2 protein-coding genes are annotated in these 1,191 nt (G+C 73.6%); both read right to left on the reverse strand.

From position 1 onward, the window contains the following. Positions 1 to 105: 105 nt before the first annotated feature. Positions 106 to 435: a small hydrophobic protein gene (locus tag ACFV57_RS42655; RefSeq protein WP_385244693.1), complete on the reverse strand. Its 330-nt coding sequence runs from the start codon at positions 433 to 435 to the stop codon at positions 106 to 108. 80 nt (positions 436 to 515) lie between these two features. Further along, positions 516 to 920: a peptidase inhibitor family I36 protein gene (locus tag ACFV57_RS42660; protein ID WP_385244696.1), complete on the reverse strand. Its 405-nt coding sequence runs from the start codon at positions 918 to 920 to the stop codon at positions 516 to 518. Between the last annotated feature and the right edge of the window lie 271 nt (positions 921 to 1,191).

The raw sequence follows: 1,191 nt of genomic DNA on the forward strand, positions 1-1,191 counted from the left end.
GGAGAGATCCGGCCGGGGGCGCCGCGCGTTGCTGTTCCGGTGATCCTGCCCGCCGGTGTCACCGGTGACGGGCGGGCGATCGCCCACGGTCGGCGCGGGGTCCGCTCAGAACGGGGCCCCGACGGCCGTGGTGGTCATCCTGATGATCGCCAGTACGGTGTCGATCACACCGAGGACGACAGCCACCAGCGCCGGGAGCGCCTGGCTCGCGCCGCTCCACCGGCGGCCCATCGAGAGCCAGCCGAGGAGCACGGACACCGGCCCCAGGACGATGCTGAGGATGAAGAATCCGGCGACCGCGCAGACCAGTCCGATCACGCCCAGCGTCGCGCGGTCCGGCCCGCTCCGGGGCCCCGTCCGGTCCCGTGATCGGGGGTTCGTGCGCAGGTGGGTACGGATTCGCGTACGGCTGTGCTGTCCGAGGCCCGCCATCATCCCTCCCGAGGGTCGCGTGGTTCGGGCTCGGGCTCCGGGTACCCCGCCCGGCCGTTCCCACTCCCCCGTCGCTCCCCTGCTCAGCTCTCCCAGATTTTGAACGCCCTGACCTGGTAGGGGGATTCGGGCACCCAGATGCCGCCGCCCGGGTAGGTGTCGAACTCGCCGGTCTCCTCGCATTCGGCGCTCTGGTACGTGGTGACGGGCCGGCCCGTGCGGTTGGCGAACGAGGCGCCGCGGGCTCCGGCGGGCAGCGTGACGCAGCTTTCGATGTCGGTGCCGGCCAGTTCGTAGGTCTGCCGCTTGCCGCCGAAGCCGCGGCCCGGCCAGACGCAGAACTGGCCGGTGGCGCAGTCGCCCGCGGCCGGTCCCGGGTGGGCCCGTGGCCGTTGCTGCGGCGCTCCCTGTGCGGACGGGACGCCGAGGTGGGCGGCGGCCAGCGCGGCGGCTCCCATGACCAGCGCGGCGGTGTGGATCGTACGCATCTGCATCACTCCCCCGTGGAGTACGAAGTGGCGTGCCGCGACGGGCGGTTGTCCGTCGCGGGCCGGTGATCCGAGCTTGGCGGCGGCCGGGGGCGGGCGCCAAGCCCGTGCCCGGCGGGCCACCCGGATAGGCGACGCGCCACAGCCGGGCCTCCAACGCGGTTCCCGGGGACGCTCGTTGACGCCCGGTTCGCGGGACGTACGGCCGGACTGCGCGCACGGGGGTGCGGGAAACTTCATCTCCGTACGAGGTACGGCGCGCCTGTGGAGA

Source organism: Streptomyces sp. NPDC059788, assembly GCF_042732265.1.
In the GTDB taxonomy this organism is placed as follows: Bacteria; Actinomycetota; Actinomycetes; order Streptomycetales; family Streptomycetaceae; genus Streptomyces.

What these genes read in the sequence shown, in the direction of transcription:
- ACFV57_RS42655 (WP_385244693.1), bottom strand. Translation starts at nt 435, where the DNA reads ATGATGGCGGGCCTCGGACAGCACAGCCGTACGCGAATCCGTACCCAC.
- ACFV57_RS42660 (WP_385244696.1), bottom strand. Translation starts at nt 920, where the DNA reads ATGCGTACGATCCACACCGCCGCGCTGGTCATGGGAGCCGCCGCGCTG.